This window comes from uncultured Altibacter sp. (assembly GCF_963972995.1).
Lineage (GTDB): Bacteria > Bacteroidota > Bacteroidia > Flavobacteriales > Flavobacteriaceae > Altibacter.
In genome coordinates this window covers 62281-75106 of record NZ_CAXAXI010000002.1, presented here as the reverse complement: position 1 = coordinate 75106, position 12826 = coordinate 62281, and the positions used below count along the sequence as shown (strand labels likewise).

Annotated in this window: 11 protein-coding genes; 8 read left to right on the top strand and 3 right to left on the bottom strand. The window is 42.1% G+C overall.

What is annotated here, in order from left to right; genetic code table 11:
* The first annotated feature begins 58 nt into the window (after nt 1-58).
* On the top strand, nt 59-1024 hold the full coding sequence (gene tsf, locus AACZ11_RS01415) for a translation elongation factor Ts (RefSeq protein ID WP_290628701.1): 966 nt from the start codon (nt 59-61) through the stop codon (nt 1022-1024).
* Nucleotides 1025-1125: 101 nt separating this feature from the next.
* On the opposite strand, the gene AACZ11_RS01410 is transcribed toward tsf, so the two are convergent.
* A complete protein-coding gene (locus AACZ11_RS01410) occupies nt 1126-2580 on the bottom strand; it encodes a peptidoglycan DD-metalloendopeptidase family protein (RefSeq protein ID WP_290628702.1) in 1455 nt (484 codons plus the stop codon).
* A 176-nt stretch (nt 2581-2756) separates the two neighbouring features.
* Here AACZ11_RS01410 and pyrH point away from each other — a divergent pair, with 176 nt between their 5' ends.
* From pyrH to AACZ11_RS01375, 7 genes are all read left to right on the top strand, one after another.
* Entirely contained in the window at nt 2757-3464 is a 708-nt protein-coding gene (gene pyrH, locus AACZ11_RS01405; RefSeq protein WP_290628703.1) for a UMP kinase, read from the top strand.
* 65 nt (nt 3465-3529) lie between these two features.
* A complete protein-coding gene (gene frr / locus AACZ11_RS01400) occupies nt 3530-4084 on the top strand; it encodes a ribosome recycling factor (protein WP_290628704.1) in 555 nt (184 codons plus the stop codon).
* Nucleotides 4085-4169: 85 nt separating this feature from the next.
* A complete protein-coding gene (locus tag AACZ11_RS01395) occupies nt 4170-5435 on the top strand; it encodes a DUF5686 family protein (RefSeq protein WP_290628705.1) in 1266 nt (421 codons plus the stop codon).
* A 70-nt stretch (nt 5436-5505) separates the two neighbouring features.
* Nucleotides 5506-7911 (top strand): efflux RND transporter permease subunit, encoded by a 2406-nt coding sequence (locus AACZ11_RS01390; protein ID WP_290628706.1) that lies wholly within the window; start codon nt 5506-5508, stop codon nt 7909-7911.
* Between the two features lie 51 nt (nt 7912-7962).
* Entirely contained in the window at nt 7963-9405 is a 1443-nt protein-coding gene (gene asnS / locus AACZ11_RS01385; RefSeq protein ID WP_290628707.1) for an asparagine--tRNA ligase, read from the top strand.
* 88 nt (nt 9406-9493) lie between these two features.
* Nucleotides 9494-10960, top strand: a complete 1467-nt coding sequence (rpoN, locus tag AACZ11_RS01380; RefSeq protein WP_290628708.1) for an RNA polymerase factor sigma-54 — start codon at nt 9494-9496, stop codon at nt 10958-10960.
* Nucleotides 10960-11565, top strand: coding sequence for a hypothetical protein (locus AACZ11_RS01375; protein WP_290628709.1), 606 nt, complete (start codon nt 10960-10962; stop codon nt 11563-11565). Before rpoN ends, AACZ11_RS01375 begins: the two co-directional genes overlap by 1 nt.
* Here AACZ11_RS01375 and AACZ11_RS01370 read toward each other — a convergent pair.
* Both AACZ11_RS01370 and AACZ11_RS01365 read right to left on the bottom strand, forming a co-directional pair.
* A complete protein-coding gene (locus AACZ11_RS01370) occupies nt 11560-12261 on the bottom strand; it encodes a porin family protein (protein WP_290628710.1) in 702 nt (233 codons plus the stop codon). The two genes, AACZ11_RS01375 and AACZ11_RS01370, sit on opposite strands and share 6 nt — an antisense overlap.
* 90 nt (nt 12262-12351) lie before the next feature.
* Nucleotides 12352-12825 carry a biopolymer transporter ExbD gene (locus tag AACZ11_RS01365; protein ID WP_290628711.1) on the bottom strand — a complete coding sequence of 158 codons (474 nt, stop codon included), beginning with the start codon at nt 12823-12825 and terminating at the stop codon, nt 12352-12354.
* Nucleotide 12826 lies beyond the last annotated feature (1 nt).

The window sequence follows — 12826 nt, the reverse complement described above, 5'->3', positions numbered from 1 at the left end:
TTTCTGAAAATAAATTGAACGACTTTTTTACTAATACATAACTTAAACATTTAAAACGATGGCAAATATAACAGCCGCAGAAGTAAATAAATTAAGACAAGCAACCGGCGCCGGGATGATGGACTGTAAAAAGGCATTGGTCGAGGCAGAAGGTGATTTCGATAAAGCGATTGCAATCCTTAGAAAAAAAGGACAGAAAATTGCTGAAAAAAGAGCAGACCGTGATTCCAGCGAAGGTGCTGTGATCGCAAAAGTGAACGATGACAATACAAAAGGAGTGATCGTTTCCTTGAACTGCGAAACAGATTTCGTAGCCAAGAACGATTCGTTCGTGGAAATGGCACATAAAATGGCCGATATCGCCTTGAACACTTCTTCTAAAGAAGAGTTCTTAAAAGCGAAATTCGACAACATCACCGTTGAAGAGAAGTTGATCGAGCAAACCGGTGTTATCGGTGAAAAGATCGAGATTGGCGGATTTGAAATTCTGGAAGCTCCTTTCGTGGGAGGTTATATCCACGGAAACAAGATTGGTGCCTTAACCGGATTGTCTAAAAATGTAGACAACGCCGAAGAATTGGCAAAAGACGTTTCTATGCAAGTAGCTTCAATGGGAGCGACTACCCTGTCTTACAAAGATTTCTCTCCGGAATATGTTGCTTCGGAAACAGAGGCACGCATCGCCGCGATAGAAAAAGAGAATATTGAATTGGGCCGTTTAGGAAAAACATTGAAGAATGTTCCTCAGTTCATTTCAAGATCGCAATTAACAGATGAGGTGTTGGCAAAAGCCGAAGCAGACGCAAAAGCCGAATTGAAAGCCGAAGGAAAGCCGGAACAGATTTGGGACCGTATCCTTCCCGGAAAGATCGAACGCTTTATTTCAGACAACACAACGCTGGATCATGAGAAAGCGTTGTTGGATCAGAACTTTATCAAAGACGATAAAAAGAGCGTTGCAGAATACGTAAAAACGTACGGAGACGTAGAAGTAGTTGGTTTTAAACGTGTTTCTTTGATGTAACTGTTGAAGATCATTTTAAATAAAAGAAGAGGCTGAAAATTTTCAGCCTCTTTTTTTATATACCTAATAAGCGATTGAATGTACAGTACGTTCGCAAAATTCTATTCTTTTGCGATCTTAAAGGAACGGCTGCCGCCTTCAAAAAAGACAGTAACCAAATAAAGTCCCGTAGCTGCCGTTTCTAAATTTATTGTAGCCAGCGTACTGTTAGGAGATAGTTCCGTCATTTTTCTTCCGGAAAGATCAAAAACTTCTACTTTCTGCATGAACGATTCAGATTCAATATAGAGCAGTCCGTTTGACGGGTTCGGGTAAAAAGTGAAATTCGTATTTTCAATAGTTTCTATCCCAAGGTTGGTGCCCACCCCAAAAATCGTCTCGTAGGAATTCCCTCCAAATTCGGCAGTGATGTTGTACACTCCTTCAGGCCAGGTATTGTCTACATTATAGACCCAATGCGCCCATGCCGTGGCAAAGTCCCAAGGCGAATCAAAGGTCCAGTCGAACATCACCTCGTCGTTGGGATCGGTGATGGTAAAATGCGTTTGAGAGTTAAGTTGAATGTCCCTGTAAAACACACGTACTACCAATTCATCTCCGGGGTCAAAATTCAATGCTTCGTAAGTATTCTCTACCGTTGGACAAGCATCGTCAAAATTCTGTGAGTTTAACGTCCGAATCCTGTTAATCGTTGGCACATGATAGTCGGGTTGCGAAGCCCACCAACTATCAGTATTCAATGAATTACAAGGTCCCGCATACGGATCAATAAGATTGTCGGCCGCATCGTACACCTCAAAATGTAAATGAGGAATGGAACTGCTTCCGGAACTTCCTGCCGCGCCTAAATATTCTCCAATAGTCACACTATCGCCAATGTTTTTTGAAGTTATTGAACCATCCTTAAAGTGAAGATACCATGTTTGTGAGCCGTCCCCGTGTTCCAATACAATACCATTCCAATTAGGATTGCCATTATTGTTACAGTTCAGATCAAAGAACCCATCTCTTTTGTCTACTATAATTCCGGGTGCCGCAGCCACAATTTCCATCACCTCTTCCTGCATGCGTCGCCAAGGATACGGCCATAAAATATAATCGGTCCCCGCATGATTGCCCGTTGCCCAATCATAGGAGCGGGCTCCACAGTTGTAGTCTAACAAATTGCCATTGGGAGTGGGATCTTGATCCACCTGAAAATTGAGTGTATAATATCCGTAATCATTAAAACCTGCTTTGGCACGAATGGGCAGATTAAATAGAGGGGCACTCCCCTTCGTTTTAAATGCATTTGGATTCTTCTGAAGGATTCTTTTTTTATTTGCTTCTATATCTCTTTTAAGTTGTGTCCTTTCAGTGTCGGAAAGGCATTGTGTACTTTTTAAATGGATGGGCTTAAAGAATGCCGGGGGAACGGTTGCATTGTTTCTTGAATACACATGGGTACTCGGCACAGTATAACCTTCTTGAACCGGAGCAGACTTTGGTAAGGATTTCTCTTGGGCATGTGTGCCGAATGTGATAAATAGTGCGATACAAAGTAGTTGAATTTTCATAGAATGATATTTTTGTCTTGTTACACGTATGTTATATGTTGAAAGTATTTATATATAGTTCATCGTACAACTTTTAAATTGTCATCAATAAATCACTTGCAATTTCTTGAAACGAAATTTTCTTTTTCTGTAAACACCAACATTTTTCTTTATTTTTGCGCCTGTAAACTCACACTATGCAATACAAAAGGATTCTTTTAAAACTCTCGGGCGAAGCCTTAATGGGAACGCGACAGTATGGAATTGACCCGCAACGGCTAAAGGAATATGCCGAAGAAATTCAGCAACTTGTTGATCGTGGTGTGGAAGTGGCCATTGTAATAGGAGGTGGTAATATCTTTCGAGGTGTGGCCGGAGCCAGTCGTGGGATGGATCGGGTTCAGGCCGACCATATGGGGATGCTTGCCACGGTGATCAATGGGCTGGCGCTTCAGAGTGCCTTGGAAGACGAAGGGATTCCTACGCGGCTTCAAACTGCGATTAAGATCAATGAAGTGGCAGAGCCTTTTATTCGCCGTAAAGCCATTCGGCATCTGGAAAAAGGACGTGTAGTGATCTTTGGTGGAGGTACCGGAAACCCCTACTTCACTACAGATTCTGCTGCGGTTCTTCGTGCCATTGAGATAAGTGCCGATGTGATCCTTAAAGGAACCCGTGTGGACGGCATCTATTCCAGTGATCCGGAAAAAGACACCTCGGCTACAAAATTCGATTTTATTACCTTTGAAGATGTCCTTAAAAAAGGACTCAAGGTCATGGACACAACGGCCTTTACCTTAAGTCAGGAAAACGAATTGCCAATCATCGTTTTCGATATGAATACAAAAGGGAACTTATTAAAAGTAGTTTCCGGAGAAAAAATTGGAACCAAAGTGAATTTATAATAACAGCTGTCACTACCACGTTTTAAATGGCGTGATTTTTGAAAACTGATTATAAAAAAGTAACCATGGAAGAAGAAATTGATTTTATTATCGACAGTACCCGGGAAGCAATGGGGAAAGCGATCACTCATTTAGAAAAGAAACTGGTGAACATACGTGCCGGAAAAGCGAGTCCGTCAATGGTGGGCAGTGTCATGGTCGATTATTACGGTAGTCCTACTCCCCTCAATCAAGTAGCCAATGTAAATACCCCGGACGGAATGACAATCACCATCCAACCTTGGGAAAAGAATCTTATTCCCGAGATTGAGAAAGGAATACATCATGCTAATTTAGGCTTCAATCCTATGAACAATGGCGAGAGCGTGATCATTAATGTCCCCCCCCTTACCGAGGAACGACGCCGGGATCTTGCGAAGCAAGCCAAAGCCGAAGCTGAAGAAGCTAAGATTGGCGTGCGAAATGATCGTAAGAACGCAAATAATGAAATCAAGGACTTAGATATTTCTGAAGATCTTAAAAAGAATCTGGAGATCGATGTGCAAACCATGACCGACAAACACATTGCTAAGATCGAAGAGATCCTGGCGCGAAAAGAAAAGGAGATCATGACGGTCTAGACGTTTTTTTACGTTAAACAAAACACAATGTAGCGGCGATTTGCCGCTATATTTTTTACTTTTAACCCCCAATAATCCTTTCGCTATGCGCTATGTGTACCTTATCCTTTTATGTTTACTGGGATATTCCTTGTATGCGCAAGAACCGGCCATAAAGACCGAACAGGACACTACCGCAACTCGTACCGAGAAAAAACAAAATCCGTTTAATACGGGGTTCTATCCATTGGGGTTCTTCGATTTCGATCTTCGTTATTTGATCAAGTACAACAATTACGAAGGAATCCGCTTGGGCGTGGGCGGTGTTACCAATGATCGTTTATCTGAACGCTTCAAGATAGGAGGGTATTTCGCACGTGGTTTTAAGGATCAAGATATTAAATTTGGCATTGGGGGAAGTTTGCGTCTTAGCGACCCACACAATACATGGTTAAATTTATATTACAACGATGATATCAACGAGATTGGAAGTTTCAGCTATTTGACCGATGCACGTGTTTACTCGGTTTTTGAACCGCGCTTGGTGAATGTGACCCAATTCTATAAGCACCGATCATGGCAAACGAACATTCAGCATGAGTTCACGCCCAAGATCCTTTCCGAAGTGCGCTTTTCCCGAAGCAGGATCGATCAAATTGAGAATTATCAATTTGTTACAGATGAACAAATCTATACGAATTATGAATTGGCCGAAGTAACCGCTTCCATACGTATCTCCCCAAAACAAAACTTCTTTACTACAAAAGACGGTCGTATTGAATATTTCGACGGATTCCCGAAAATAAGTGCACAGATCACACAGGGTGTAAAAGGCATCACAAAAAGCGATTTCAATTATACCAAGCTGGGGTTGAAATTGGACTATTATATTAAGCGCACCGATCTCTCTTCTACCAACATTTTGCTGGAAGGATCTTATGCTACCGGAGATATTCCTTTAACCCATCTGTTTCACGCCTATCCCAACAGCCCCACCAAAGATGAGATCCTGCAGCGTTTCTCGGTAGCGGGACGCCGCAGCTTCGAGACCATGTATTTTGGAGAATTCTTTTCCGACAAGCTGGCCACGCTTCAAGTAAAACACAGTCTACGACGCTTCAATTTCGGGTCGCGATTTCAGCCGGAACTAGTTTTCATTACCCGGCATGCATTGGGAACTCTGGAAAAGCCCGAAGAGCATTTAGGAATTACGTTTAATACTTTGGACGAGATCTATTCTGAATCTGGTTTTGAACTTAACAAATTACTCTTTGGTTTCGGTCTCAGTTTCTCTTATCGGTATGGTTTCTATCATTTGCCGAAATTTGAAGACAACATTTCTTTCAAGTTTACTTTTTACCTCAAATTGTAAAAAACGCCGCTAAAAAGAATTTTATCCTTCTGGGGAATTCATACCTTTGCACAGCCCAAAATGGCATCTATTGGACAAACTTTTCAGCATCGGTTTTTGGAGTACGGTGGCGCGATTTATTCTTCGGAATAGAACCTTGCTTCTTATTGCAATTGCACTTATTACTGTGTTCTTCGCCATGCAGTGGAAACACATGCGCTTTACCTATACCGAAGCGAATTTGCTTCCGGATGACCATGAGATCAATGTCGAGTACAATAAATTCCTTTCAGAATTTGGCGAAGAAGGCAATCTTATCGTTCTTGGAATTAAAGATTCGGCGATTTTTACCCCTAAAGTATTCAACGCTTGGGCACAATTGTCTAATGATCTTCGTGCTTCTGAAGCAGTAGAACTAACCCTCGCATTGGGCGATCTTCAGAAACTGGAAAAAAACTCAGATACCGCCGGTTTCAAGCTTGTACCTTTTATACAGGATACTATTTTCACTACCGAAAAGCTCGCTAAATACAAGAACGAACTCTTCCATAAGCTTCCTTTCTACAACGGATTGGTCTATAGTCCTGACAAGGAATCTGTAAGAACAGCGGTTTATTTAAAAAAGAACATTGTAAACACGCCCCAGCGAAAGGATTTTATTGTGGACGTGCTTATCCCCAGAATAGAACAGTTTGAACTGGAAACAGGTGTACAGGTGTATACCTCAGGAATGCCGTATATTCGAACGCTCAACTCTCAAAACATTATCGACGAGATCGGGATGTTTATCGGGGCGGCATTGCTGGTTACATCGCTTATATTTTTCTTCTTTTTCCGTTCGGTACGGGCGACCCTCATTTCCATGGCGACAGTGATCATTGGTGTAATGTGGGCCTTTGGAACGTTGGGACTGCTTCATTACGAGATCACGGTATTGACTGCGCTCATTCCGCCGTTGATCATTGTTATTGGGATCCCAAACTGTATCTTCTTGATTAATAAATACCAGCAGGAAATCAAGCAGCATGGGAATCAGGCAAAATCCTTGCAGCGGGTGATCGCGAAAGTAGGGAACGCCACCTTAATGACCAATGTGACGACCGCTTCGGGTTTTGCCACCTTTATTCTTACAAATAGTCAGTTATTAAAAGAGTTTGGGATCGTGGCGTCCATCAACATTATCGCCATCTTCCTATTGAGCCTGTTTATTATACCCATCGTGTATAGTTATATGGCCATTCCGAAGTACAAACATTTAAAACATCTTAACAAAGAATGGATAAGTAAGTTCGTGAATTGGATGGAGCGCATGGTTAAGAACCATCGAATCGCCATCTACATATCGGCGGTATGTCTTCTTTGTTTAAGCATTGTAGGGATGTACAATATTAAGATCTCCGGAAGCATCATTGAGGACATGCCTAAAAATGCAGATTTTTTCAAGGACATTCAATTCTTCGAATCCGAATACGAGGGGATCATGCCGCTTGAGATCCTTATTGATACGAAACGCCAGAAAGGGGTTATGAAACTTGCCACGTTACAACGAATGGATGAGCTTCAAGAATACCTTCACGAAATTCCGGAACTCGCAAAACCACTCTCCGTCGTTGAACTCGTAAAATATTCGAAGCAGGCTTACTACAACAATAACCCGGAATACTATCAGTTACCCAACAGTCAAGAGCGTACCTTCTTACTTTCGTACGCCAAAGGAAGTGCAGATCGCACCAACCTGTTGTCAAGTTACGTAGATTCCACCGGTCAATATGCCCGTATCACCACCTTTATGAAGGATACAAAGACCGAGCGTTTTGAAAGGATCGAAGAAGACCTGAGGTCAAAAATCGATAAAATCTTTCCTCCGGATCGTTATGAGGTTTCCTTGACCGGAAAGGCCCTAGTGTTTCAAAAGGGAACAAAATACTTGGTAAACAATCTTATCATTTCACTGTCTCTGGCCATCTTTCTCATTGCCTTATTCATGGCCTGGATGTTCCGTAGCTTGCGAATGATTTTAGTTTCCCTTATTCCCAACCTGCTTCCGCTGATAATTACCGCGGGCCTTATGGGCTTTATAGGCGTTCCCATAAAACCTTCTACTATTTTGGTATTTAGTATTGCTTTCGGGATCTCAGTAGATGATACCATTCATTTTTTAGCCAAATACAGGCAAGAACTTATTGCGAACAATTGGCGTATTAAAAAGTCGGTGTATGCAGCTTTAAAAGAAACAGGCGTGAGTATGTTCTATACCTCCATTGTATTGTTCTTTGGCTTTTCGGTCTTTACCATTTCGAGTTTTGGGGGGACTGTGGCCTTAGGGGCGCTTGTTTCTGCCACTCTATTGTTTGCCATGCTGGCTAATTTATTACTGCTCCCCTCACTGTTATTATCTTTGGAAAAGAGTATTGCTAACAAAGAGACCCTAAAACAACCCGCATTGAAGATCATCCCGGATTCTGAAGAAGAAGACGAAGATGAGACTGTGCTTTAGTTGCTCCTTTTCGTACTAAGAAGTATCTTTATGCCCTTAAAAATTTTGAACATGCAGCATACAGAAATAATTAAGGTATTACGCACTGAGCCCTCGCTACACGAAATAATGGTACGGGGTTGGGTGCGCAGTTTCAGAAGCAATCGATTTATCGCGTTGAATGATGGTTCCACCATTCACAACTTACAGTGCGTTGTCGATTTTGAAAATTTTGAAGAATCCCTTCTGAAAAAGATCACTGTAGGGGCTGCCATTGAGGTTGTTGGTCATCTGGTAGAAAGTCAGGGCCAAGGGCAGGCTGTAGAGATACAAGTTTCAAAGATTAAGATTCTTGGTGAGGCAGATCCTGAAGAAGTAAAGCGCACCATTCTTTCGCCGAAGCGTCACAGTATGGAATTCCTTCGAGAGCAGGCACACCTTCGGGTACGTACCAATACGTTTGGTGCCGTGATGCGTTTGCGCTCTAAACTGGCCTTCGCTATTCATGAATATTTTCAGAAAAACGGATTTTATTATATGCATGCGCCCATCATCACGGGCAGTGATGCAGAAGGAGCCGGAGAGATGTTTCGGGTAAGTGCCCTAGACCCTAAGAACCCTCCTCTCGACGAAAATGGAAACATCGACTATAAAGAAGACTTTTTCGAAAAGGAAACCAATCTTACTGTAAGCGGGCAACTCGAGGCAGAAACCTATGCGATGGGATTAGGGAAGGTATATACCTTCGGACCTACGTTTCGGGCAGAGAATTCAAATACTTCACGCCATTTGGCCGAATTTTGGATGATCGAGCCTGAAGTAGCTTTTTGTGACCTTGACAGCAATATGGATCTCGCTGAAGACTTTATAAAATACGTAATACAGTTTGCTTTGGACAACTGCCAAGATGATCTGGAGTTCCTAGAGAATCGTCTCCTGGATGAAGAGAAGAACAAGCCACAGGCAGAACGTAATGAGATGTCCCTTAGAGAGAAGCTTCGGTTTGTCCTCGAGAATAATTTCAAGCGCGTGAGTTATACTGAAGCCATTGAATTATTAAAACGCTCTAAACCCAATCAGAAGAAGAAATTCAAATATATCATTGAAGAGTGGGGTGCCGATCTGCAAAGTGAACATGAGCGATATTTGGTAGAGAAACACTTTAACTGTCCCGTTATCCTTTTTGACTATCCTGCAAATATCAAGTCGTTTTATATGCGATTAAATGATGATGGGAAAACCGTTCGGGCTATGGATGTTCTATTCCCCGGAATTGGAGAGATCGTAGGGGGTTCACAGCGAGAAGAACGCTATGAGGTACTAAAGCAAAAGATGGAAGTTATGGGCATTCCTCAAGATGAATTGTATTGGTACTTGGATCTGCGTAAGTTTGGAACTGCCGTACACAGCGGATTTGGTCTTGGGTTTGAACGTTTGGTTCAATTCGTAACCGGGATGAGCAACATTCGGGATGTGATCCCGTATCCCAGAACTCCCGGCAATGCCGAATTTTAAGTATAAATCACAAGCTTTTATTAAAACCAGCAACTTGTATTCTTTAGTGGCTGGTTTTTTTTAACTTTATATGTCACTATAGATTATCATGCTAAAGCAACAGTTAAACTTTAAATTATCACAAAAGCTTTCTCCGCAACAAATCCAGTTGATGAAGCTTATTCAATTGCCCACTCAGGCTTTTGAGCAACGCATCGCACAGGAGATGGAAGAAAATCCTGCACTGGAAGGAGGAAAGGAGGATGCAGACACCTTTGAAGATGATCTAAACAACCAAGATTCCTATGAAGACGATTACGATGACGGATCTGAAGTGATCGAGACCGAGATCAACGTAGACGATTATCTTAGTGATGACGAGACGCCCAGCTATAAGCTTGCGGCAAATAATTACAGTGCAGACGATGACGACAAGCAAACTCCCTATGCTTCAGGGACATCCTTTACCCAGCACCTCATGCAGCAGCTTAACACCTATCGGCTGGACGAAGAGGAAGAGGAGATCGCTCTTTTTTTGGTGGGAAGCGTAGACGAAAGCGGCTACATTCGAAGGGATTTGGAAGATATAGTGGACGATCTGGCTTTTACTCAGAATGTATATACTTCCGAAGCAAAAATTGAAAAGGTTTTACAAATCGTTCAAGACCTAGATCCTGCAGGGGTGGGAGCTCGCAGTCTTCAGGAATGTTTGCTCATTCAACTGAAGCGCAAAGAGTCGACCCCGCCGGTGGCCTTGGCCACGCAATTAATAGAAGAGAGTTTCGATCATTTTTCGAAGAAGCACTATAAGAAATTACTTCAGAAATACGACATAACCGAAGATCAGTTACGCGATGCAATTCAAGAGATAGAAGGGTTGAACCCGAAACCGGGCGGAACCTATTCCGGCAACAATAGGATTGTAGAACATGTGGTACCGGATTTTGCCATCAAGATCGTGGATGGTGCGCTTGATCTCACATTAAACGGCAGAAACGCTCCCGAATTACACGTATCACGCGAATATACCAATATGCTGAAAGGCTATAAGGCCGCCAAGGAAAAGTCGAAATCGCAGAAAGATGCCGTTATGTTCATTAAGCAGAAACTGGATGCGGCAAAATGGTTTATCGATGCGATAAAACAACGACAACAAACCCTGTATGTGACCATGAATGCAATCATGCATCATCAAGAGGAGTATTTTTTAACAGGTGATGAGCGAAAACTAAAGCCAATGATCCTTAAGGACATTGCCGATAAGATAGGTATGGATGTTTCCACAGTTTCCAGGGTTGCCAACAGTAAGTATGTAGATACCCCCTACGGAACCAAGCTTATAAAGGAATTTTTCAGTGAGTCCATGAAGAACGATCAAGGGGAGGATGTCTCCACACGTGAGATCAAAAAAATCCTTGAGATCACTATTTCCGAAGAGAACAAGCGAAAGCCTTTAACAGACGATAAGCTAGCGAAGATCCTGAAGGAAAAAGGATACCCCATTGCACGGCGTACGGTCGCCAAATACAGAGAACAATTAGACCTGCCGGTGGCACGCCTTAGAAAAGAGATCTGATGGACTATTTCCTTCGCTTTGGAGCCTATGTAATGCACCCGCTTCTCATGCCACTTTTTGGAACGTTGCTTTATTTTGGCATTACCCCAAGATATGTCGAACCCGAGCTCATACAAGCAAAGGTGGCGGCTGTTGCCATCATTACTTTGTTTATTCCCCTTATCACTTTTTTCCTACTGAAGAACATAGGCGTTATAGCATCCATTCATCTCGCGGAGGTAAGAGAACGTAAGGTTCCTTTAATGATTCAAAGCGTACTGCTCTTGCTCATTATAAAAATGGTCTTTGATCCCTATGACAGCCCGGAAATGTATTACTTTTTTATTGGTATTCTTTTTTCGGCAATAACGGCTCTTTTTCTAGTGTTCTTCAAGTTTAAGGTAAGTTTGCACCAAATGGGAATCGCCGGACTCACCATGTTCCTAATTGCCCTAAGCGTTCATTTTAAAGTGAATATGCTTTTATGGATAGGATTTTTCTTTTTCAGCAACGGATGGGTTGCTTCTTCGCGTCTGCATACCCAATCACACACTTATCCCGAATTAATTATCGGGTTCTTCGTGGGACTTATTCCGCAACTAATTTTAGTCTCTTTCTGGCTATAGGATATAGAACATCAATCCTATTTTAATAGTACTAAAATCGAAGGGCTCCCCATCTGTTGTGACGGCATCCTTAAAAAATGGGGCCAGATTGTAATACCCGTAGAAATTGAAGGTATTATAGCCGAAACTAAGCGTAGCGCCTAGTCGTATTCGTTGAAATTGAGGAATGTCTGTTTGGATCACCTCGTTCTCCGGTTGCTTGAACGTGGAGCGATACCAGTAGGTATACCCTACGCGAAATCCGGCATGAATCCTCCAGAACTTATAGATTTCGGGTGTGGAGGTGCGCCATCGAAACTCTACAGGAGCTTCAATGGTAGCCATACTAAGCCTGTTTGAGTCGAAATCGACCTCATCATTAAGTACTACAAACAAGGTCTCTTCAGATTCTAGTTCACCTATAAAAAGTGTTTGTCCGAATCGGTCGAATGCAAGCCCTGCTCCAATGGCCACAGCAACATTTCTCCTTTTATTAACGGGCATGTCCCTAAGATATCCAAAATGTAATCCCCCGGAGAGTCCCCTAATGGAAACATCGTCCGGCACAGCACTTAGGAAATTGTAGGTGATTCCAAGATAGAATTGATCTTCCCTGTATAAGGAATCTACCTTTTTGACCAAAGTGTCCTGTGCTATCCCTTTTGTTAGCGCAAAAAAGGTTAGAAAGAATATACAATAAAGTTGACTGCGAGACATAGGTTAAAGATAATTGTATTTGCCAATATCCAAAATAAAAAAACACCTTGAAAAATATCAAGGTGTTCACATTATGTATAGCAATATAACTTAGTTTTCGGTTTCGTTACCTGGCGTTGTGATGTAGATAATTTTCAACATATTCAACTCTCTAAGTTCTTGCTTAATATCAGAAACTAATCCTGTATTGGTTTCTTCATCTACTTTTAAAGCAACCATTACTTTATCCTGAAGCTCAGGACGTAGCTTAGCTCGTAGCTCGGTCAAAGCGAATTTTATATTTCCAACATCGGTGTACTTATCTCCAATTTGGATCTTTCCTTCAGTGCCATATTTATCTTGGTAACGTTGACTGGGCTTCCCTGCATAGATATAAACGGAACGGTCTTTCTTCAGTTTTTCAACTTGATCTGCCTTAGGCAAGGTATTTTGAACCAATAAATTATTGTCCCGCAGAACGGTTACCACCATAAAGAAGAACAACAACATGAATACAATATCCGGTAAGGACGCTGTATTAACTGCCGGTACTTCGCTACTTTTTTTCTTTGTGAATTTTGACATG

What these genes read in the sequence shown, in the direction of transcription:
- tsf (WP_290628701.1), top strand. Translation starts at nt 59, where the DNA reads ATGGCAAATATAACAGCCGCAGAAGTAAATAAATTAAGACAAGCAACC.
- AACZ11_RS01410 (WP_290628702.1), bottom strand. Translation starts at nt 2,580, where the DNA reads ATGAAAATTCAACTACTTTGTATCGCACTATTTATCACATTCGGCACA.
- pyrH (WP_290628703.1), top strand. Translation starts at nt 2,757, where the DNA reads ATGCAATACAAAAGGATTCTTTTAAAACTCTCGGGCGAAGCCTTAATG.
- frr (WP_290628704.1), top strand. Translation starts at nt 3,530, where the DNA reads ATGGAAGAAGAAATTGATTTTATTATCGACAGTACCCGGGAAGCAATG.
- AACZ11_RS01395 (WP_290628705.1), top strand. Translation starts at nt 4,170, where the DNA reads ATGCGCTATGTGTACCTTATCCTTTTATGTTTACTGGGATATTCCTTG.
- asnS (WP_290628707.1), top strand. Translation starts at nt 7,963, where the DNA reads ATGCAGCATACAGAAATAATTAAGGTATTACGCACTGAGCCCTCGCTA.
- rpoN (WP_290628708.1), top strand. Translation starts at nt 9,494, where the DNA reads ATGCTAAAGCAACAGTTAAACTTTAAATTATCACAAAAGCTTTCTCCG.
- AACZ11_RS01375 (WP_290628709.1), top strand. Translation starts at nt 10,960, where the DNA reads ATGGACTATTTCCTTCGCTTTGGAGCCTATGTAATGCACCCGCTTCTC.
- AACZ11_RS01370 (WP_290628710.1), bottom strand. Translation starts at nt 12,261, where the DNA reads ATGTCTCGCAGTCAACTTTATTGTATATTCTTTCTAACCTTTTTTGCG.
- AACZ11_RS01365 (WP_290628711.1), bottom strand. Translation starts at nt 12,825, where the DNA reads ATGTCAAAATTCACAAAGAAAAAAAGTAGCGAAGTACCGGCAGTTAAT.